Below are 20552 nucleotides of genomic sequence, written 5' to 3' on the forward strand. Positions count from 1 at the left end.
GGGAGGGCGCCCTACGCGGCCGGGTAGAGCCGGAGTCGGTGGGCGAGGGCGGCCGCCTCGCCCCGGCTGGAGACGCCGAGCTTGGCCAGGATGTTGGAGACGTGCACGCTCGCGGTCTTCGGCGAGATGAACAGCTCCTCGGCGATCCTGCGATTGGTGTGCCCGGCCGCGACCAGCCGGTGCACGTCCTGCTCGCGCGGGGTCAGCCCGAAGGACGCGACGGCGGCGATGGCGGGGTCCTGCTCCTCGGCGGGTCGCTCGGGGCCCTCTCCGGCGGGCACGACGGTCAGGACGGCCGGGTGGATCCCCGTGTCGTGACCGGGTGCCGCGCCGGAGCCGTCCAGGGTGATGCGGGCCCGGGCCGCCAACTGTTCGACCGCATCGGCGAGCGGGCGTGCGCCGAGCCGGTGCGCGGCCTCCTGGGCACGGTGCAGCAGGACGGTGGCGGTCGACCGGTCGCCGGGGGCGATGAGCAGGGACTCCGCCCAACGGCGGTGGACCAGGGCCAGTTCGTAGGGGCGGCTCAGCGGGCCGAAGGCCTCGGCGGCGCGGGCCCAGTGTCCGGGGGTGTCCACGCCCTCCGCGCGGGCCAGCTCCGCGTCGATGAAGGCGCCGTGGGCCGCCCACACGGGGACGAGCATCGGGAGGTTCTTCAGGCACCGGCGGATCAGGGCGAGCAGCTCCGGACGGCCTGGTTCGGCGGCGGGCAGCCCGCGGGCGTCCGCCTCGATCATGGCGGCGGTCTGGAGCAGCGGCAGGGCGTAACGCTGGGTGCCGGGCGGGAAGCCGGGCCGGGCCAGTTCCCCGAACGCGGCCCGCGCCTCGGCGAGCCTGCCCTGTGCGGCAGCCAGCAGCATGGCCTGCCGGACCGGGGCGATCAGGTGCTGCGGCTGCGGATCGCGCAGGCCGAAGTGGGTCCGGGCCAGGGCGAGCAGCTCCTCCCCCGCGGCGATGTCCCCGCGGGCGACGGCCAGTTCGGTACGGCGGAGGGCGGCGAGGCCCTTCACCTTGGGGGCCAGGGCGAGGCGGGTGGCGGACGCGGCGGCGGCCTCGCTCTGGGGCCAGTGCCCGAGGGAGAACAGGGACTGCGCCTGGTTGGCGTACACCCAGGCGCCGGAGTCGGCCAGGCCGTGGCTGTGGCAGACCTCGATGCCGTGGTCGGCGGCGGCGACAGCCTCCAGCGAGCGGCCCATCGCTTCGAGCGAGGAGGGCAGGTTGATGCCGGCCCGGCCCAGGAGGTGCACCAGTCGCAGCTTCTCGGCGCGGTCCCGGACCGCGTACATCTCGGCGAGGCCGTCCTCGACGCCGCCCGCGTCCGCGGTGAGCCAGCCCCGGGTGAGGCGGGCGTGCAGCTCGATGTACTCGTCGCCGACGAGCCGGGCGTACTCCACCGCGCGGTCGCTGTCGGCGAGCGCCTGCGGGCCCGGCTGGTGCAGCGCCCGCCAACTGGCCACGTTGGTCAGGACGTCGGCCTGCACGGGGGACGGCGGCAGTCCGCGCACCAGCTCCTGCGCGGTGGCCAGCTCCTCCCAGCCGTCCCCCTCGTCGAGCCCCTGCATCAGCTTGGCGCGCTGCACCCGGAACCAGGCCTCGCGCAGCGGGTCGGCCTCGGCGGCCAGGACGCGCATGGCCTTCTTGGAGATGGCCAGGGCGCGTTCGCGGTCGCCGCCGAAGCGGGCGGCGACGGTGGCCTCGGCCATCACGTCCAGGTAGCGCAGCGGCGCGGTCTCCGGGTCGCGGCCGGAGGCCGGGTAGACCTCCGCGTAGTCGAAGGGGCGCAGGGTGGCGCGCACCCCGTCGGGAACGTCGTCCCAGAGCTCCATCGCCCGCTCCAGCAGTCTCAGTTGCTCGGAGTGGGCGTAGCGGCGGCGGGCCTCGACGGCGGCCCGGAGCACGGCGGGCAGGGCCTTGGCGGCGTCGTGGGCCGCGTACCAGTAGCTGGCGAGGCGGGTGGCGCGTTCGTCGTCCCGGACGAGGGTGGGGTCGGCCTCCAGGGCTTCGGCGTACCGGCGGTTGACGCGGGTGCGTTCACCGGGCAGCAGGTCGTCGCTGACCGCCTCGCGGACCAGGGAGTGCCGGTAGCGGTAACCGTCGTTGTCGGGTGCGGGTTGCAGCAGGTTGGCGCCGACTGCGGCGCGCAGGGCCTCGTCGAGGTCGTCCTCACCGAGTCCGGCGACGGCGGCCAGCAGTTCGTGTTCGACGGAGGAGCCGCCCTCGGCGACGGTCCTGGCGATCCGCTGGGCGTGTTCGGGGAGCGCCTCCACGCGGACGAGCAGGAGGTCGCGGAGCGATTCGGTCAGCCCGGAGCTGTCGCCGCAGCACTCCAGGGAGCGGGCCAGCTCCTCGACGAAGAAGGCGTTGCCGTCGGAGCGGTCGAAGATCTCGTCGACGAGTGCGGCCTCGGGGGTCTCGGCGAGGATGCCGGCGAGCTGGCGGCCGACCTCGTCGTGGCTGAACCGGTCGAGTTCGACGCGGGTGACGGTGCGCAGCCGGTCCAGCTCGGCGAGGAACGGGCGCAGGGGGTGGCGGCGGTGAATGTCGTCGGCCCGGTAGGTGCCGACGACCATGAGGCGGCCGCTGCTGAGGGTGCGGAAGAGATGGGCGAGCAGGTGCCGGGTGGAGGCGTCCGCCCAGTGCAGGTCCTCCAGGACCAGGACGACGGGACGGTCGGCGGAGACCCGTTCCAGCAGTCGTGCGGTGAGTTCGAAGAGGCGGGCGATGCTGTGCTCGTCGGTGGCGTCCCGGTGGGCCTCGCCCAGTTCGGGCAGGAGCCGGGCCAGTTCGCCCTCCTGTCCGGCGCAGGCGGCGGCCATCTCCTCGGGCAGGGCCCGGCGCAGGGCGCGCAGGGCGGTCGGGAAAGGGGCGAACGGCAGCCCGTCGGCCCCGATCTCGACGCAGGCCCCGACGGCCACCGCGGCGTCACGCCGCTCGGCCGCCGTGACGAACTGCTCGACCAGACGGGTCTTGCCGACGCCCGCCTCTCCGCCGATCAGCAGCGCCTGGGGGGCGCCGGACGCGGCCCGCCCGAGCGCCTCGATGAGCGAGGCGAGCTCCTCGGCGCGCCCGACGAACACGGGGCTGACTGACCTGGTCTCCACGCCGCCGAGCATCGCATACGCGTACGAGGCGGCGGGACCCTTCTCGCGGACGGTGATCATGCTCCCGGCGCGGTCCGGTCCCGGCGCGGCGGTCGTCCCGGGCCGGGACACCGTCAGGCGGCCGGGGCGAAGCGGGCGCGGTCGGCCTCCACCACCTTCCCTTCGGGATCACCGCGTCCGGTCCGGCGGGCGGTCCGGCGGGCGAGGCGGGCCCGGCCGATCTCGCGCTCGGCGTCGGCCCGGCGAATCAGCTCGGCGGAGATGTAGCGGTAGAGCTCGTACTCGTACACGGCGTTCCCCCTGGTTCCTGGTCGTGGCAGCGGACCGGAGGGGTGCCCGGCCGGTCGGCCGAGGACCTGTGTTCGCTGTGTGTCCACAGTCGTCGGCCAGGAGGGGCGCCGCATCGGGCGAGTTCCGCATCTTCGCGGCGGTGGGGGCCTTAGGGCCTGCCCTGGGCCGGCTCACCCCGTGTCCTAGGGGTGGGCGGGGGCCTTAAGGCCCGTGCCGTACGGGGTCCGGTCCCGGGTCAGCCGGCGGCCGGGGCGCCCGCGCTGGGCAGCGCAGCGAAGAGGTCGAAGTACATGCCCGCGGAGATCAGGACGCCGAGCACGCCGAGGGCGACGCCGGCCAGGGCGAACGCGCGGATCCAGGTGGGCTGCGGCTTCTCGAAGGGGGCGCCGAAGGCGGGGCGGACCAGGACGAAGACGCCGACGAGCAGGGCCAGGACGGCGAAGACGCCGTTGACCAGGGCGGTGGTGTGCCAGGCGTCCCCGTAGATCTCGGAGATCTGCTGGGACGCGCTGCCGCCGCCGGAGGTCTTGATCTGGCCGATGAGCGTCTCGCGCTCGGCGGCGACCCGGCCGGTCCACGTTCCGGTCAGCGCGACGACGCCCAGGGCTGCGGAGACGACGGCGGCCGCGCCCGCACCGATACCGTGCCGGGCCTCGTCGAAGTGGTCGGGCTCCAGGTCGTCGTCGCCGTCGTCGTCCTGCTCGGCGATGTCGTTGGAGGCTGTCGTGGGGTCGGCGGCGTCGAACCGCGTACCGGGGGCGTCCTCCGGCTCGGATTCCTTCACCGGGGAGTCCTGCGCGGTCGCCTCCTCCGTAACGGCGTCGGCGGTGCCCTCGGCGGGGTCGGTCGTCCCGGCGGGCGGGGTGGTCGTGGGCGGGGTCGTCGTCCTGGAGGGGGTGGTGTTCATGCGGCGCACGCTAGGCGGCCCGGATGAGAGCCCTCTTAACGCCGGGGCCGCGACGGGGCTCAGCGCCCGGTGCGGGCCCGCCATTCCGGGGCGAGCACGGACCAGATCTCCGAGTCGTGCCGCTCCCCCCGGTGGAGGTAGCTCTGCCGGAGCACGCCGTCCCGGGTCATCCCGAGCCGCTCGGCGACCGCGATCGACCGGGTGTTCCCGGGGGAGGTGTCCCACTCCACGCGGTGCATACCGCGTTCGTGCACCGCCCAGTCGATCAGGCGCTCGGCGGCGCGGGTGATCAGGCCGCGGCCCTGGGCGGCGGGCTCCAGCCAGACGCCGATCTCGCAGTTGCCCCGCTCGGCGTCGAAGGACGGGAAGAGGACGCCGCCGACGAGGGTGTCCGCCAGCCAGATCCCGTACAGCCGCCCGGTGTCCGCCGCCTGCTTGTCCGCGTACCGCTGGAGCAGGGCGCGGGCCGAGTCCAGGTCGGTGGCGTACGAGGCGAACGGGATCCACGGGTCGACCAGTTCCCGGGCCCGGTCCAGATGGGCCAGGAAATCCTCGGCCCGCCAGGGCTCCAGTGGGCGCAGCTCCGCCTTGTCGTCACCCAGGGACATGGTGAACATCGTGCTCCTCCTCCGACTGCGCGACGCCCTCCTCCGTGGCGCGCGCCCCCGGGATCTTCGCATGGAGCGGTACGCAGTCGGGCGGCTCGATGCTGATCCGGGGCAGCCGCTTCTCCAGCCAGCCCGGCAGCCACCAGTTCGCCCCGCCGAGCATGTGCATCAGGGCGGGCACCAGCAGGGTGCGCAGGACGAAGGCGTCCAGGGCGACGGCGGTGGCCAGCGCGATGCCGAACATGGCGATGACCCGGTCGCCGCTGAGCACGAAGGCGAGGAAGACGGATATCATGATCACGGCGGCGGAGTTGATGACCCGGCCGGTCTCGGCGAGGCCGACCCGGACGGAGCGCCGGTTGTCGCCGGTCTCCAGCCACTCCTCGTACATCCGGCCGACCAGGAAGACCTGGTAGTCCATGGAGAGGCCGAAGAGCACCGAGACCATGATCACGGGAAGGAAGGGTTCGATGGGCCCGGCGCTGCCGAGGCCGAGCAGTTCGCTGCCCCAGCCCCACTGGAAGACGGCCACGACGACGCCGAAGGAGGAGGCGACGGCGGCCACGTTCATCACGGCGGCCTTGAGCGGGATGCCGATGGACCGGAAGGCCAGGAGCAGCAGCAGACAGCCGAGTCCGATGACGACGCCGACGAAGAGCGGCAGCTTGCCGACGATGATCTCGGCGAAGTCGTCGTAGCTCGCCGTCACCCCGCCGACGTAGGCCTCCAGCGAGGTCTTGTCCTGGACCGGCGGCAGCACTTCGCCCCGGATCCGGTCGACCAGCTCGCTGGTGTCCTGCGACTGGGGGGACGAGTCGGGGACGACGGTGAGGAAGGCGGTGTCGCCGGCGCTGTTGTAGGTGACCGGGCCGGCCGAGGCCACGCCGTCGGTGGTGCGCAGCTTCTCGGGCAGCGAGTCCAGCGCCAGCCGGTCGTCGGCGCCGTCGAGCTGGGCGGCGATGGTGAGGGGGCCGTTGACGCCGGGCCCGAAGCCGTCGGCGAGCAGGTCGTAGGCCTGCCGGGTGGTGGCACCGGCCGGGTTGTTGCCCTGGTCGGAGGTGCCCAGGTGGAGGCCGAGCGCGGGCAGGGCGAGCACCAGCATGACGACGGCCGCGATCCCGCCCAGGAGCTTGGGGTGCCGTTCCACGAAGGCGGACCAGCGGGCGGCGAAGCCGGTGGGCAGCTCGGGCCGCGGTCCGTGTTCGGCGAGCTGCCCGCGCTCGCGGCGGCTGAGCGCCCGCATCCCGATGAGTGAGAGCAGGGCGGGCAGCAGGGTGACCGAGGCCATCACGGTGAGGACGACGGTGAGCGAGGCGGCGATGGCGACGCCGTTGAGGAAGCCGAGCCGCAGGATCAGCATGCCGAGCAGGGCGATGCAGACGGTGGCCCCGGCGAAGACGACGGCGCGGCCGGTGGTGGTGACCGCGTTCCGGGCCGCTTCGTCGACGGACATCCCGCGCCGCAGCCCTCTGCGGTGCCGGGTGACGATGAACAGCGCGTAGTCGATGCCGACGCCGAGCCCGATGAGCATGCCGAGCATCGGGGCGAAGTCCGCGACGGTCATGACGTGGCCGAGCAGCACGATGCCCGCGTAGGCGGTGCCCACGGAGACCAGGGCGGTGGCGATGGGCAGCAGGCTGGCGGCGAGCGAGCCGAAGGCGAGGAAGAGCACGACGGCCGCGACGACGACGCCGATGCCCTCGGCGAGGTGGACGGAGGGCGCTTCGGTGAGGGCGACAGCGGTGCCGCCCAGCTCGACCTGGAGCCCGTCGGCCTCGGCGGTCTTCGCGGTGTCGACGAGGGCCTGTGCCTGGGAGGCGGGGATCTCGTCGGCGGGGCGGTCGAAGGTGACCGTGGCGTAGGCGGTGTGGCCGTCCTCGCTGATCTGGCCGGGGCCGGTGCCTCCGTAGGGGCCGGTGACCGCGCCGACGCCCGGCAGCTCCTCGATCGCGTGGAGCGTCCGGGTCATGGTCTGCTCGACATCGGTGGCCCGGACCGTGGAGCCGGTGGTGTGCCAGACCACGGTGTCGGTGTCGCCGCCGAGGTCGGTGAAGCCGCGCGAGAGGAGCTCGGTGGCCCGGCCGGACTCCGTGCCGGGGACCTCGTAGTCGTTGGAGTACGCCGAACCCGCGAAGCCCGCCGCGGCGGCGGTTCCGCCGAGGGCGGCGAGCCAGATGAGGACGGCGACGAGGCGGTGCCTGATGCACCAGCGGGCGATGGCAGCCAACGTATGAGCTCCCTGCGGGTTCGTGGACCTTTACCCACAGATAACGCGATCTGTCCGCAAACGTCTCATGACCTGAGACCGCCACTCTGTCAGCAGAACGTGATCCTTTGTCCGTTTCGTGGTCATGGTCACAGGGCTTGATCTGTTCCCTACCTGGGATGGATCAAGCCCTGTGACCGTCGGACGTGACCACCGGACGTGACCACCGGACGTGACCGTCGCCGGGCCCGGTCAGCCGGAGACGCTCGCCCGGCCGTTCTCGATGTGTCCCATGAGCCGCCGCCGGAAGCCGTCCTCCCCGTCGACGGTGACGGCGAGGTCGTACCAGCCGTGGGCGTCGGCCGCCGAGTGCACGAGCGCCCGGCTGCGGCCCGGCTTGACCTTGACGCGGCGGGTCCAGTCCCGTACGTCGTCCTCGTCGACGTAGCCGAGCGGCCGCACCAGGAAGGTCAGGGTCCGGCGGCCGGTGTTGCGCAGAGTGAGGTGCAGATCGCGGTCGCGGTGGTCGATGCGCGTGGCGACCTCCGCTCCCCCGTCGGCCGGTCCCGCGAACTCGCGCCGGAAGCCGTTCGGCCCGGTGACCGTGAAGCGGTACGCCTCGCCCGTCAGCGGGACGGTCCAGTGCGCGCTGCCCCGGACGTCCTTGTGCTGCGGGGCCGGGAACTCGCCCGCGTACGGGTACAGCGCGAAGTGCGCCGAGGACCGGCCGGTGTTGGCCAGCTCCACCCGCAGGGCGTCGCCCGACCGCCGCGCCCGGGCGTCCGGCTGGTAGGGCAGCGGGCGCGCCGGGCGTGCGCCGGGCTCTTGCTCGGGGAGCTGCTGCACGGCGGGCGGCCTCGGCCGCCAGCGTCCGCTGAAGGGCGGGATCGCCCCCGGCTGCTCGACGGCGGGCTGCCGCCGGGGCCGGTTGAAGTCGAAGGCGGAGGTGAGGTCACCGGTGACGCGGCGCCGCCAGTCGCTGATGTTGGGTTCCTTCACGCCGGTCCAGCGCTCCAGGAAGCGGATGACGGAGGTGTGGTCGAAGACCTCGGAGCAGACGTACCCGCCGACGGTCCACGGCGAGACGACCAGCAGCGGCACCCGGATCCCGAGGCCGGTGGGCCGGCCCTCCCACTGCTCGTCGGTGACCTCGGAGGGTGCGACGGGCGGCGGGACGTGGTCGAAGAAGCCGTCGTTCTCGTCGTAGTTGATCAGCACGGCGGTGTGCCGCCACACGTCCGGGTGCTTGCCGAGCGCGTCGAGGATCTTGTAGACGACGGTGGCGCTGTGCACCGGCGAGGAGACGCTCGGGTGCTCGGAGTCGATCGCCGAGGGGACCAGGTAGGAGACCGCGGGCAGGGTCCCGGCCGCCACGTCCTTGGCGAACTCCTCCGCCAGCGTTCCGGTCGGAACCCGGCGCAGCCCCCGCTCGAACAGGCTGCGTTCGCGCCAGGTGAGGGTGGCGACGCCCTCCTCCAGCAGCCCGAGGAGCCGCTCGCGCTCGGCCTCGGACGCGCCCCGGACCTTCGCGTAGAAGGCTTCCAGGTAGGTGTGGCCGCCGGTCCGGGCGAGCGCCTTGCGGGCGATCGCCTTGAAGGTGGCGTAGAACTCGATCTGGTTGTCGGTGAAGTTCTCCCACTCGGTGTACGTCCGCCAACTGCGCCCGGCCTTCTCCAGCCGCTCGGCGTAGGTGGACCAGTCGTAGCCGGGGTGGGTTCCCTCGCTGTACGCGTCGTTGCCGACGGCCCGCTTCCCGTTGGCCTCGAAGCCGGTCTTCCCGCTCCAGAGGTGGTTGCGGTTGGGGCTGGTGGAGGTGTGGATCGAGGAGTGGTAGGCGTCGCAGACGGTGAAGGTGTCGGCCAGCTCGTAGTGGAGCGGGATGTCACGGCGGTCGTAGTACGCCATCGTGGCCGCGGTCTTCGCGCTGATCCAGCCGTTCATCCAGCCGCCGCCCCAGGCCTTCGCGCCACCGTTCCAGGAGTGGTCGAGGGCGCCGATGTACTGGAGGTCCTTCTTCTGCTCCTCGGCCGCCCCGCGCACCGGGAAGGGCAGCACGGCGGAGCCGTCCGCGCCGGGCTGCTCGAACACCGTCCCGCCGGTCGGCAGCTCGATGGCGTTACGGTCGCCGAAGCCGCGAACTCCGCGCAGGGTGCCGAAGTAGTGGTCGAAGGAACGGTTCTCCTGCATCAGGATCACCACATGCTTGATGGCGCCGAGGCCTCCCCCGCCGGACCCCGCGTGGGCGGGCTGCGCGGCGATGGCGGCCTGGAGCGAGGGCGGCAGGAACGATCCGGCCGCGGCGGCGCCGAGTGCGCCGCCGCCCAGCGCGAAGAGCCGTCGCCGTGACATGTCCGTGGTCAAAAGAGCCTCCTGGTTCCGGTGGTTACAGCCGGGAAGCTAGTCAGCCCAGGTGGCATCGGGAAGGACTGCGTACGGACCGGTGGTGAACGTCCAAGAGGTCGGACCGGAAGTCCAACCGCGTAAAGGGGCGGTGCGCCCGCACTGCGCGGGTGCACCGCCCCTTCGGGACGCGATCGGCCGGAGATCAGCCCTCGACGCCGAGCTTCTCCAGGATCAGCTCGCGCACGCGCGCCGCGTCCGCCTGGCCGCGGGTGGCCTTCATGACCGCGCCGACGAGCGCGCCGGCCGCCGCGACCTTGCCGCCGCGGATCTTGTCCGCGATGGCCGCGTTGCCCGCGATGGCCTCGTCCACGGCCGTGGACAGCGCACCCTCGTCCGAGACGACCTTCAGGCCGCGCTTCTCGACGACGGTGTCCGGGTCGCCCTCGCCCGCGAGGACGCCCTCGATGACCTGGCGGGCCAGCTTGTCGTTGAGGTCGCCCACGGCGACGAGCGCGGCCACCCGGGCGACCTGCGCCGGGGTGATCGGCAGCTCGTCGATGGCGCGGCCGGTCTCGTTGGCGTTACGGGCCAGCTCGCCCATCCACCACTTGCGGGCCTGGTCAGAGGGGGCACCCGCCTCGGTCGTGGCGACGATCAGGTCGACCGCGCCCGCGTTGAGGATGGACTGCATGTCGTGCTCGGTGACGCCCCACTCCTCCTTGAGCCGCGCCCGGCGCAGCCGGGGAAGCTCGGGGAGGCCCTTGCGGAGCTCCTCGACCCACTCGCGGGCCGGCGCCACGGGCACCAGGTCCGGCTCGGGGAAGTAGCGGTAGTCCTCGGCGTTGTCCTTGATGCGGCCGGCCGTGGTGGAGCCGTCCTCCTCGTGGAAGTGCCGGGTCTCCTGCACGATCGTGCCGCCCGAGGACAGCACGGCGGCGTGCCGCTGGATCTCGAAGCGCGCGGCCCGCTCGACGGAACGCAGCGAGTTCACGTTCTTCGTCTCGGAGCGGGTGCCGAACGCCTCACGGCCGTGCGGGCGCAGCGACAGGTTCACGTCGCAGCGCATCTGGCCCATCTCCATGCGCGCCTCGGAGACCCCGAGCGCCTTGATCAGCTCGCGGAGCTCGGCGACGTACGCCTTGGCGACCTCGGGGGCGCGGGCGCCGGCTCCCTCGATCGGCTTGGTGACGATCTCGATGAGCGGGATACCGGCCCGGTTGTAGTCGAGCAGGGAGTGGGACGCGCCGTGGATACGGCCGGTGGCGCCGCCGACGTGCGTCGACTTGCCGGTGTCCTCCTCCATGTGGGCGCGCTCGATCTGCACCCGGAAGATCTCGCCGTCCTCCAGCTGGACGTCCAGATAGCCGTTGAAGGCGATCGGCTCGTCGTACTGGGAGGTCTGGAAGTTCTTCGGCATGTCCGGATAGAAGTAGTTCTTCCGGGCGAAGCGGCACCAGTCGGCGATCTCGCAGTTGAGCGCGAGACCGATCTTGATGGCCGACTCCACGCCGATCTCGTTGACGACCGGCAGCGCGCCGGGCAGTCCGAGACAGACCGGGCAGGTCTGGGAGTTGGCGTCCTGCTTCAGCTCCGTGGAGCAGCCGCAGAACATCTTGGTCTTGGTGCCGAGCTCGACATGGACTTCGAGGCCCATGACGGGGTCGTAGGACGCGAGCGCGTCCTCGTACGACACCAGGTCAGTGACAGTCACGGTGAAACTTTCCCTCTCTAGCCCAGCAGTACATCATCGTTGCCGTCGCCGAGACGCTTCAGTTCGCGATAGAGGATCGCGAGTCCGGTGACGATGGCGGCCGCGGAGACCGCCGCGTCGACGAGCCGCAGCATGTCGTTGTCGTTGCGGGCGAGCTTCGCCTGCTTGGCGACGCTGATCGCGCCGAACGCGGTGCTGCCGAGCGCGATGTACACGCCCGTCTTGGACTTCTTGAAGTTCTTGGCCTTCTTTGCCATGGCACTCACAGCGACGGAGCCTCCTCAAGCAGCGGATGCCCCCACTTTTCCACGAACGCGGCCTCGACGGCCGCTCCGACCTTGTAGAGCCGGTCGTCCTTCATGGCGGGGGCGATGATCTGCAGTCCGACCGGCAGACCGTCCTCCGGGGCCAGGCCGCAGGGCAGCGACATGGCGGAGTTGCCGGCCAGGTTGGTGGGGATCGTGCACAGGTCCGCGAGGTACATCGCCATCGGGTCGTCGGCGCGCTCGCCGATCGGGAAGGCGGTGGTCGGGGTCGTCGGGGAGACGATCACGTCGACCTGCTCGAAGGCCTTCGCGAAGTCCTGGGTGATGAGGGTGCGGACCTTCTGGGCCGAACCGTAGTACGCGTCGTAGTAGCCGGAGCTGAGTGCGTACGTCCCCAGGATGATGCGGCGCTTGACCTCGTCGCCGAAGCCGGCCTCGCGGGTGAGCGCGGTGACGTCCTCTGCCGACTTCGTGCCGTCGTCGCCGACCCGCAGGCCGTAGCGCATGGCGTCGAAGCGGGCCAGGTTGGAGGAGCACTCGGACGGCGCGATCAGGTAGTACGCGGAGAGCGCCAGGTCGAAGGACGGGCAGTCCAGCTCGACGACGTCCGCGCCCAGCGACTTCAGCAGCTCGACCGACTCGTCGAAGCGCTTCAGGACACCGGCCTGGTAGCCCTCGCCGCGGAACTGCTTGACGACGCCGACGCGCATGCCCTGTACGGCGCCGTTGCGGGCGGCCTCGACGACCGGCGGGACCGGCGCGTCGATGGACGTCGAGTCCAGCGGGTCGTGCCCGGCGATGGCCTCGTGCAGCAGCGCCGCGTCCAGGACCGTGCGGGCGCAGGGCCCGCCCTGGTCGAGGGAGGACGAGAAGGCGACCATGCCGTAGCGGGAGACGCCGCCGTAGGTGGGCTTGACGCCCACCGTGCCGGTGACGGCGGCGGGCTGGCGGATCGAGCCGCCGGTGTCCGTGCCGATGGCGAGCGGGGCCTCGTAGGAGGCGAGGGCGGCGGAGGAGCCGCCGCCGGAGCCGCCGGGGATGCGGGTGAGGTCCCACGGGTTGCCGGTGGGGCCGTAGGCGCTGTTCTCGGTGGAGGACCCCATGGCGAACTCGTCCATGTTGGTCTTGCCGAGGATGACGACGTCGGCGGCGCGCAGCTTCTGCGTGAGCGTCGCGTCGTACGGCGGGACCCAGCCTTCAAGGATCTTGGAACCGACGGTGGTCGGCATGTCCTTGGTGGTGAAGATGTCCTTCAGCGCGAGCGGGACGCCGGCCAGCGGGCCGAGCTTCTCGCCGGCCTCCCGCTTCGCGTCCACGGCACGGGCCTGGGCGAGCGCGCCGTCGCGGTCGATGTGCAGGAAGGCGTGGACCTTCTCGTCGACCGCGTCGATCCGGGCCAGGTGTGCCTCGGTGACCTCGACGGCGGTCAGCTCGCCGGAGGCGATCTTCCCGGCGATCTCGGCCGCGGTGAGCTTGATGATGGTGCTGATGTCCGTCATGGCGATTAGTCCTCCCCCAGGATCTGCGGCACCTTGAAACGCTGCTGCTCCTGGGCCGGGGCGCCGGAGAGCGCCTGCGCGGGGGTGAGCGACGGACGGACCTCGTCCGCGCGCATGACGTTGGTCAGCGGCAGCGGGTGGGAGGTCGGCGGTACGTCTTGGTCGGCGACCTCGGAGACGCGGGCGACCGCGCCGATGATGTCGTCGAGCTGACCGGCGAAGTGATCGAGCTCTTCGCCCTTCAGCTCCAGACGCGCCAGCCGGGCGAGGTGGGCGACCTCCTCGCGCGTGATGCCAGGCATGCAGCGATCCTCAGGGGTTGGTGTGTGGTTTTGGCCCCAATCCTATGGGGTCCCCCGGGGACGGGTGCCCCACCCCGATCCGCCCATGCCTTTCCGGCGGCGCGGCCCTGTCCGGCCGGGCGCCTTTCAGGGGCTCTCGGTCTCCGCCGTGCCGTTCACCGCACCGTTCACCGCGCCGTTCAGCGACGCGTTCATCGAGCCGGCCGCCGATCCGGCGGCGGCCGCGGCCGCCGCCTGGGCCTTCAGCTCCGCGGGCCGCCGCCAGCCGTGCTCGCCGCGCGCCCGCAGCCAGGCCGTCGTCTCCTGGGGCGGCATCGCGGCCGCCACCAGCCAGCCCTGCACCGCGTCGCACCTGAGGTCCCGCAGCCGCTCCCACGTCTCGTCGTCCTCGACGCCCTCGGCGACGACGACCAGGCCGAGCGAGTGGGCCAGGTCGATGGTGCAGCGGACGATCTCCGCGTCCTCGTGGTCGACGGCCAGCCGGGCCACGAAGGACCGGTCGATCTTCAGCTCGCTGACCGGGAGTCTGCGCAGGTGGACCAGGGAGGAGTAGCCGGTGCCGAAGTCGTCGAGGGACATCTTGACGCCGTGCGCGGTGAGCCCGGCCAGGGTGTCGGCGGCGCGCTGCGGATCCTCCAGCAGCACATGCTCGGTGATCTCCAGTTGGAGCGCTCCCGCGGGCACACCGTGGCGGGCGAGCCGGGCGGCGACGCCCCCCGCGAAGCCGGGGGTGTGGACGTCGCGCGGGGAGACGTTGACCGCGACGGGCACGAACAGGCCCTGCGCCCGCCAGCGGGCGACCTGGGCGAGCGCCGTCTCCAGGACGTACTCCGTGAGGTGCGGCATCAGGCCGGAGGACTCGGCGATGGCGATGAACTCGTCCGGGGGGACCCGGCCGCGCTCCGGGTGCACCCAGCGGACCAGCGCCTCCAGGCCGGCGACCTGCCCGTCGAAACGGACCTTGGGCTGGTAGTGCAGCTCGACCTCGCTCGCGTCGAGCGCCCGGCGCAGGTCGCCGAGGAGCCCGAGCCGGTCGGGGGTGTTGCTGTCCCGCTTGGACTCGTAGACCTCCACGCCTGTGCGGTCCCGTTTGGCCTGGTACATCGCGACGTCCGCCCGGCGGAGCAGGCCCTCGGCGTCCAGGGCGTGGTCGGGGTAGACCGCGACCCCTGCGCTGGCCTCCAGGACGAGGGTCAGCCCGTCGAGGTCGAGCGGCGAGGACAGCTCGGCGACCAGGTGGCGGGCGACCTGCTGGGCGCTGGTGGTCGAGTCGGTGTGCGGCAGCAGGACGGCGAACTCGTCGCCGCCGAGCCGTGCGGCCTCCGCGTCACGCGGCAGGGCGAGCCGCAGCCGCTCCGCTATCTGCAGCAGCAGCCGGTCGCCGGCCAGGTGGCCCAGCGTGTCGTTGACCGCGCGGAAGCGGTCCAGGTCGATCAGGACCAGCGCGGAGCGGGTGCCGATGCTCTCCGCGTCCTCCAGCGCCGGCCAGGTGCGCTCCAGCAGCCACTGGCGGTTGGGCAGCCCGGTCAGCGGGTCGCGCAGCTGCTCCTCGGCGCGGGCGCGGGCGATCCAGAGCGTGGAGTCGAGAGCGATCAGCGGCACCGCGAAGAGCGGCAGCAGGACGGGCATGGACATCGCGACGGCGCAGATCAGCGGGGCGAGCCCGAGGAGCGCGACGGCGACGAGCCCCTGCCGCAGCATCGCCGTACGGGCGATGGTGGGCAGCCCGCCGTTGTGCGGGGCCTGGGCGTACCACAGCAGGACCCGGGTAGCGAGCAGATACGTCGACGCCGTCAGGAGCAGTTCCGGGGCGGCCGCGATGCCCCAGTCGAGTGGCTGCCAGGGCTCCTCGACGGTGGGCACCTCGCCGAAGGCGGCCAGGACGAGGGCCGCCGCGCCGATGCCCAGCATGTCCACGCCACCGTGCAGCAGCCCCTGCCACCAGCGGTGCCGGCGTGCGGTCCCCACGAGCACCACGACGGCGAGGCTGACCAGCACGGCCGGCAGCCAGCCGTACAGCAGCAGCACGGCGAGGGTGAGGGCGGCCCCGGAGCCGGTGCCGCCCCACCACCGGTCGCGGCCGAGCGCCACCAGATGGCCGACGATGATCCCGGTGAGCACGGCGAGGGACCAGCCCACCACCCCGTCCGGGAAGAGCGCGTGCCCCTGCGACACGGTCCGGTAGGACCCGACCGCCAGCAGTAACGCGGCGATCCCCACGACGACGGCGCCCACGGGGGGCGTGAGGCCGACGAAACCTTGCAGCCGCGACACCGGTGCGGCGCTCTCGGTCGGTTTCATTCCGTCCCTCTCACAGCCGGCGGTGCCGATGGCCCTCGGTGGCGCCCGCTCCCGTGGCGCCACGGCCCTGTCGAGCAGCCGTGCACGGAAGGCGCACTTCTCAACAGTAGGCCGCGAAAGGCTTCCAGGGGCAGCGCTCTACAGCTCTTGCCCGAATGCGAACCGACCACCCGTCACTATCTGCTACTGGCCCGAACAGGTGGTGCGGCAGGGCCATTCGGGGACCGGCGACCCCTTCTTCACTCCTCTGCCCCGTTTCCTTCCCCGCTCGGGCCGCGCCACGCCGGGGCAGCGTCTCGATGGCGTCTCGATCCGGAGAACAGTGGGCGAACGCCGGTCTGGCGGGCGGTTACTCCCCGCTGTCGCCCGGGCCGGTCCCGGGCGTGGCTTCCGGGACGGGCAGGGCCGCCTCCTTGGCACGTTCGGGTCCCTGTTCGAGCAGGATCGCGAATCCGTCCTCGTCCAGCACGGGCACCTTCAGCTGCATCGCCTTGTCGTACTTGGAGCCGGGGTTGTCGCCGACGACCACGAAGGCGGTCTTCTTCGACACCGATCCGGCGACCTTCGCGCCGAGGGTCTGGAGCGCCTCCTTCGCACCGTCGCGGGTGTGGCCCGTGAGGGTGCCGGTGACGACGACGGTGAGTCCTTCGAGGGGACGGGGGCCCGCGTCCTCGTCGGAGCCCTCGTCCGCCATCCGCACTCCGGCCTCGCGCCACTTGCGCACGATCTCGCGGTGCCAGTCCTCGGCGAACCACTGCTTGACCGAAGCGGCGATGGTGGGTCCGACGCCGTCGGCATCGGCCAGCTCCTGCTCGGTGGCCTCCTCGATGCGGTCGATGGAGCGGAACTGGCGGGCCAGTTCCTGGGCGGCGACGGGCCCGACGTGCCGGATGGAGAGCCCGGTGAGGATCCGGGCGAGGGGCGCTTCCTTGGCGGCGGCGATGCCCTCCAGCATGGCGACGGCGTTCTTCTTCGGCTCGCCCTGCTGGTTGGCGAAGACCGTCGCGATCTTCTCCTCGCCGGTCTTCGGGTCGCGCTTGGGCAGCCCGCTGTCCTGGTCCAGGACGTACGCCCGGATCGGCAGCAGCTGGTCGATGGTGAGGGCGAACAGATCGCTCTCGTCCCGCAGGACGGGCTCGGCGGGCTCCAGCGGCCGGGTCAGGGCGGCGGCGGCCACATAGCCGAAGTGGTCGATGTCCAGGCTCTTGCGCCCGGCGAGGTAGAAAACGCGCTCGCGCAACTGGGCCGGGCAGGTGCGGGCGTTGGGGCAGCGGAGGTCGATGTCGCCCTCCTTCATGGGGCGCAGCCCCGTCCCGCACTCGGGGCAGTGGGACGGCATCTCGAAGGCCTTCTCGGTGCCGTCGCGCAGGTCGACGACGGGACCGAGGATCTCGGGGATGACCTCGCCCGCCTTGCGGATGACCACGGTGTCGCCGATGAGGACGCCCTTGGCCTTGACCACGTTCTGGTTGTGCAGGGTGGCGAACTCGACCTCGGAACCGGCCACTTCGACCGGTTCGACCTGGGCGTACGGGGTGACGCGGCCGGTGCGGCCGACACCGACGCGGATGTTGACCAGTTTGGTGTTGACCTCTTCGGGGGCGTACTTCCAGGCGATGGCCCAGCGGGGGGCGCGCGAGGTGGAGCCCAGCCGGCCCTGGAGCGGGATCTCGTCGAGCTTGACGACGACGCCGTCGATCTCGTGCTCCACGGAGTGCCGGTTCTCGCCGTAGTACGCGATGAACTCCCGTACGCCGGCGAGGGAGTCGACGACCTTGTTGTGCCGGGCGGTGGGCAGGCCCCAGGTCTGGAGGAGGTCGTAGGCCGCGGAGAGGCGGTCGATGCTCAGGCCCTCGTGGGCACCGATGCCGTGCACCACCATGTGCAGGGGGCGGGTGGCCGTGACCTTGGGGTCCTTCTGGCGCAGTGATCCGGCCGCCGCGTTGCGGGGGTTGGCGAAGGGCTTGTCGTCGGCGGCGACCAGCCGGGCGTTCAGCTCCTCGAAGTCCTCCATGGGGAAGAAGACCTCCCCCCGGATCTCGACGAGCGCGGGGACGTCCTCGCCCTTGAGGCGGTGCGGGATCTCGGCGATCGTACGGACGTTGGGGGTGATGTCCTCGCCGACGCGGCCGGTGCCGCGGGTCGCCGCCCGGGTCAGACGGCCGTGCTCGTAGGTGAGGTTGACGGCGAGCCCGTCGACCTTGAGCTCGCACAGGAAGTGGTGGTCGGGGGTGCCGACGTCCTTGGCGACCCGGTCCGCCCAGGCGGCCAGTTCCTCGTCGTCGAAGGCGTTGTCCAGGGAGAGCATGCGTTCGCGGTGCTCCACGGAGGTGAACTCCGTGCGGTAGGACCCGGCGACCTTCTGGGTCGGGGAGTCCGGGGTGCGCAGCGCCGGGTGCTCCTCCTCCAGTGCCTCCAGGGAGCGCAGCTGCCGGTCGAACTCGCCGTCGCTGACGACCGGCTGGTCCTTCACGTAGTAGCGGAAGCGGTGCTCCTCGATCTGCTCGGCCAGCAGCGCGTGCTTCTCCCGCACGTCCGCCGGAACCGAACTCTCCTGCTCCACCCGCTGTTCGCCGACCATGGTCCCGTCCTCCCGTTTGCCCGTCGTCCCCGTCACTCAGGGTTGTCCGCGAGCGACCTCGCCGCTCTGGCGCTGTGGGCGAGCGCGGTACGGGCGTACGCGGGCGACGCACCCGCGAGACCGCACGACGGGGTGATCGCGACGGACTCGGCGAGAGTCCCCGGATTCAGCCCCAGCCTGCTCCACAGCGTCCTGACTCCCATGACGCTACCGCCCGGGTCTGACAATCCGTCCGAGGCGGCGTCGGTGGAGGGCACCACCCCCAGGAACAGGTGGGTGCCGCCCTCGACGGCTTCCCCGATCGCCTCCTCCTCACGCTCGGTGAGCAAGGAGAAGTCGAACGAGATCCCATCGGCCCCCGCCCGGCGCAGCAGGGCGAACGGCACCTCCGGAGCGCAGGAGTGGACGAGCGTCGTGCCGTCCTCGCCCGCGACGGCGAGGACGTCGCGCAGGGTCGCCTCCACGACCTGGCGGTCGACGGCGCGGTAGGTGCGGTAGCCGCTGGCCGAGCGGACCCGGCCCAGCAGGACGGCGGTCAGGGAGGGTTCGTCCAGCTGGAGAACGACCCGCGCCCCGGGCATCCGGCGGCGGACCTCCGCGAGGTGGGCGCGGAGCCCCTCGGCCAGGGATCCGGCCAGGTCGCGGCAGGCGCCGGGGTCGGCCAGCATGGCTTCACCGCCGCGCAGTTCCAGTCCGCCGGCGAGCGTCCAGGGCCCGACGGCCTGGACCTTGAGCAGGCCGTCGTACCCCTGGGTGAACTCCTCCAGGGCATCCAGGTCCTCCCCCAGCCAGGAGCGGGCGCGGCGGGTGTCGCGGCCGGGCCGGTCGCTGATCCGCCAGCCGCTCGGCTCGACGTGTCCGTACATCTCGACGAGCATGCCGATGGTCCGGCCGATCATGTCCGCGCCCGGCCCGCGCGCGGGCAGCTCCGCCAGGTACGGCATACCCTGGCCGTCGGCGAAGGAACCGGTGACGGTCTTCGCCGCCTCCCTCGCGTCTCCCCCGGGCATCGACCCGATGCCGGTCGCCGGACACCCGCTGAACTTGCTCTTCTCGCTCACGCGGGAAGCCTACGGTCACCGGCGGGGAACCTGCTCCCCAGGGCGTCAGCGGCCGGGTCGGACGGTGAGGTCGTTGACCTCGGCGTCGCGCGGCAGGTCGAGCGCCATCAGGATCGTGGTCGCCACCGACTCGGGGTCGATCCAGCGGGCGGCGTCGTACTCCTTGCCCTCCTGCTGGTGCACCTTGGCCTGCATGGGGCCGGCGGTGCGGCCGGGGTAGACGGTGGTGACGCGCACACCGTTGCCGTGCTCCTCGTGGCGCAGCGAGTCGGCGAGCGCCTTGAGGCCGTGCTTGCTCGCGGCGTACGCGCTCCACCCCGCGTGGGCGTTGAGCCCGGCGCCGGAGTTCACGAACAGAACCTGGCCCTGGGAGACACGGAGCTGCGGGAGCAGCAGGCGGGTGATCTCGGCGGGGGCGATCAGGTTGGCGTTGAGCTGGAAGTGCCAGGCCTTGGGGGTGAGCTCACCGACCTCGCCGAGCTCGACGACGCCCGCGATGTGCAGCAGGGTGTCGATCCGCTCGGGCATGGCCTGCTGGCCGAACGCCCAGGACAGCCGGTCGGGGTTGCCGAGGTCGCCGACGAGCGTGCGCGCGCCCGGGTAGCGGTCGGCGAACTCCTTGGCACGGCCGGCGTCGCGGGCGAGCAGGACGAGGTCGTCGCCGCGCTCCAGGAGACGGCGGGCGACTGCGGCCCCGATGCCGGATCCGGCGCCGGTGATGAGGTGGGTAGACATGGGGCGATCCTAGGTGGAGCGGTGATCACCGGGTCCGGCGGACGCCCCTGCTCACTGGTGACCGGCGGCCTCTTCCAGGTAGGCGAGCGCGCCGACGCCGTCCTTGGCGAAGAAGACCAGGTCGGTCAGGGGAACGGGGAGGAAGCCCTCGTCCTCCATGCGCTGGAACTGCTGGCGCAGCCCGTCGTAGAAGCCCGCGGTATTCAGCAGGACGACCGGTTTGGTGGACTTGCCGTGCTTCTTCAGTTCCAGGATCTCGGTGGCCTCGTCGAGCGTGCCGGTCCCGCCGACCATGATGACGACGGCGTCGGCCTTCTCCAGAAGGAGCGCCTTGCGCTCGGCGAGGTCGCGGGCGATTATCATCTCGTCGGCGCTCGTACGGGCCCTCGCGGCGAGGAACTCGACCGATACGCCCACCAGCCGCCCGCCCGCCGACTGGACGCCGTCCGCGACGACCTTCATCAGGCCGCTCTCCGACCCGCCCCAGACGAGGGTGTGCCCGCCTCTGCCGAGCAGCTCGGCGAACTCCCGGGCGGGCACGGTGTAGCGGTCGTCGAGGTCGGCGGCGGAGAGGAAGACGCAGATGTTCATGGGGCAACCGTACGACCCGCTGCGGGCACCGCCCCGTTCACTCCCTCGTCCG

At 72.2% G+C, this 20552-nt stretch carries 15 protein-coding genes; all 15 read right to left on the reverse strand.

Annotated features, from left to right (window positions below):
• Positions 1-11 precede the first annotated feature (11 nt).
• Positions 12-3158 (reverse strand): helix-turn-helix transcriptional regulator, encoded by a 3147-nt coding sequence (locus B9S58_RS18225; protein ID WP_103533192.1) that lies wholly within the window; start codon positions 3156-3158, stop codon positions 12-14.
• A 53-nt stretch (positions 3159-3211) separates the two neighbouring features.
• The gene (locus tag B9S58_RS38035; RefSeq protein ID WP_181009357.1) at positions 3212-3388 is read right to left on the reverse strand and encodes a hypothetical protein; all 177 of its coding nucleotides are present in this window, start codon (positions 3386-3388) and stop codon (positions 3212-3214) included.
• Positions 3389-3624: 236 nt separating this feature from the next.
• Positions 3625-4296 (reverse strand): hypothetical protein, encoded by a 672-nt coding sequence (locus tag B9S58_RS18230; RefSeq protein WP_103533193.1) that lies wholly within the window; start codon positions 4294-4296, stop codon positions 3625-3627.
• Between the two features lie 59 nt (positions 4297-4355).
• Positions 4356-4913 carry a GNAT family N-acetyltransferase gene (locus B9S58_RS18235; RefSeq protein ID WP_103533194.1) on the reverse strand — a complete coding sequence of 186 codons (558 nt, stop codon included), beginning with the start codon at positions 4911-4913 and terminating at the stop codon, positions 4356-4358.
• Complete coding sequence (locus B9S58_RS18240; RefSeq protein WP_103533195.1) at positions 4891-7131, reverse strand: efflux RND transporter permease subunit; 2241 nt, start codon at positions 7129-7131, stop codon at positions 4891-4893. The genes B9S58_RS18235 and B9S58_RS18240 overlap by 23 nt, the downstream gene beginning before the upstream one ends.
• A 231-nt stretch (positions 7132-7362) precedes the next feature.
• Entirely contained in the window at positions 7363-9471 is a 2109-nt protein-coding gene (locus tag B9S58_RS18245) for a phosphocholine-specific phospholipase C (protein WP_103533196.1), read from the reverse strand.
• 184 nt (positions 9472-9655) lie between these two features.
• Entirely contained in the window at positions 9656-11164 is a 1509-nt protein-coding gene (gatB, locus tag B9S58_RS18250) for an Asp-tRNA(Asn)/Glu-tRNA(Gln) amidotransferase subunit GatB (RefSeq protein WP_103533197.1), read from the reverse strand.
• A 17-nt stretch (positions 11165-11181) separates the two neighbouring features.
• Complete coding sequence (locus tag B9S58_RS18255; protein WP_103533198.1) at positions 11182-11421, reverse strand: hypothetical protein; 240 nt, start codon at positions 11419-11421, stop codon at positions 11182-11184.
• A 5-nt stretch (positions 11422-11426) separates the two neighbouring features.
• Positions 11427-12929, reverse strand: coding sequence for an Asp-tRNA(Asn)/Glu-tRNA(Gln) amidotransferase subunit GatA (gene gatA, locus B9S58_RS18260; RefSeq protein WP_103533199.1), 1503 nt, complete (start codon positions 12927-12929; stop codon positions 11427-11429).
• Between the two features lie 5 nt (positions 12930-12934).
• Positions 12935-13231: an Asp-tRNA(Asn)/Glu-tRNA(Gln) amidotransferase subunit GatC gene (gene gatC, locus B9S58_RS18265; RefSeq protein ID WP_003966094.1), complete on the reverse strand. Its 297-nt coding sequence runs from the start codon at positions 13229-13231 to the stop codon at positions 12935-12937.
• Between the two features lie 126 nt (positions 13232-13357).
• Positions 13358-15532 (reverse strand): bifunctional diguanylate cyclase/phosphodiesterase, encoded by a 2175-nt coding sequence (locus B9S58_RS18270; protein WP_103533200.1) that lies wholly within the window; start codon positions 15530-15532, stop codon positions 13358-13360.
• 349 nt (positions 15533-15881) lie between these two features.
• On the reverse strand, positions 15882-18113 hold the full coding sequence (gene ligA / locus B9S58_RS18275; protein ID WP_103533201.1) for an NAD-dependent DNA ligase LigA: 2232 nt from the start codon (positions 18111-18113) through the stop codon (positions 15882-15884).
• Positions 18114-18145: 32 nt separating this feature from the next.
• On the reverse strand, positions 18146-19174 hold the full coding sequence (locus B9S58_RS18280; RefSeq protein ID WP_103533202.1) for a methionine synthase: 1029 nt from the start codon (positions 19172-19174) through the stop codon (positions 18146-18148).
• A gap of 45 nt (positions 19175-19219) precedes the next feature.
• Positions 19220-19909 carry an SDR family oxidoreductase gene (locus B9S58_RS18285; RefSeq protein ID WP_103533203.1) on the reverse strand — a complete coding sequence of 230 codons (690 nt, stop codon included), beginning with the start codon at positions 19907-19909 and terminating at the stop codon, positions 19220-19222.
• Positions 19910-19960: 51 nt separating this feature from the next.
• Entirely contained in the window at positions 19961-20500 is a 540-nt protein-coding gene (locus tag B9S58_RS18290; protein WP_103533204.1) for a TIGR00730 family Rossman fold protein, read from the reverse strand.
• Between the last annotated feature and the right edge of the window lie 52 nt (positions 20501-20552).

Source organism: Streptomyces sp. SM11 (genome assembly GCF_002910905.1).
GTDB lineage: Bacteria > Actinomycetota > Actinomycetes > Streptomycetales > Streptomycetaceae > Streptomyces.